General features: G+C 76.6%; 1 protein-coding gene. It reads left to right on the top strand.

Annotated features, from left to right (window positions below; all coding sequences use genetic code 11):
- Positions 1 to 956 (top strand): FAD-binding oxidoreductase (locus tag CCN56_RS29975; RefSeq protein WP_306300645.1); only part of this gene is annotated, 956 nt, incomplete at both ends.

Below are 956 nucleotides of genomic sequence, written 5' to 3'. Positions count from 1 at the left end.
GGACGGGCGGGGAGCACCGGCAGGTCTCCTCGACCTCGTGGACCGCCGTCTCGCCCTCCTCCGGACCGGCTACCCGCCCGCTCTCCCGCGCCGGATCTCCGGCTACGCCCTCGACGCGCTGCTCCCCGAGCGGGGCGTGGACGTGGCCCGCTCCTTCGTCGGGAGCGAGGGGACCCTGGGGGTCGTCACGGAGGCGACGGTCGCGCTCGTCCCGCTGCCCGCCGAGCCGGTGCTCGTGGTCCTGGGGTACGCGGACGAGACGGCGGCGGCGGATGCGGCGGCGGGGCTGCTCCCCTACGGGCCCCTGACGGTGGAGGGCATGGCGGCCGATCTCGTACGGGGTGCGTCAGGGCTCCCGAAGGGTGCGGCGTGGCTGTTCTGCGAGGTGGACGGTGCTCCGGCCGCCGCGGACCTGGTCCGGGCGGCGGACGCGCTGGACGCGGTCGTGGTGCGGGAGGCGGCCGGGCAGCGGGCGCTGTGGCGGATCCGGGAGGACGCGGCGGGGACGGCGACGCGGATGCCGGGGGGCGGGGACGCCTGGCCCGGCTGGGAGGACTGCGCGGTGCCGCCGGCGCGGCTCGGCGCGTACCTCCGCGCATTCCGTGCGCTGCTGGCCGATTTCGGCCTCCGGGGAGTCCCGTACGGGCACTTCGGGGACGGGTGCGTGCACGTGCGGATCGACTTCGACCTGTGGACGGGGAAGGGCGTACGGGACTTCCGCCGCTTCTCGGAGGCCGTCGCCGACCTCGTGGTCGCCCACGGCGGCTCGCTCTCCGGGGAGCACGGCGACGGGCAGGCACGGGCCGAGTTGCTGCCGAGGATGTACGGGGAGGAGCTGGTCGGCCTCTTCGGCGCGGTCAAGGACGTGTGGGACCCGGACGGGGGCCTGAACCCGGGGATGCTGGTGCGGCCGGGGCGGCTGGACGAGGGGCTGCGCTTCGAGGGCCTGCCGGTGG

It is taken from the genome of Streptomyces sp. NRRL B-24572, assembly GCF_002156145.1.
Taxonomy (GTDB): domain Bacteria; phylum Actinomycetota; class Actinomycetes; order Streptomycetales; family Streptomycetaceae; genus Streptomyces; species Streptomyces vietnamensis.
Note: the sequence above shows the minus strand (reverse complement) of the source record. Positions and strands in the feature narration are given on the sequence as shown.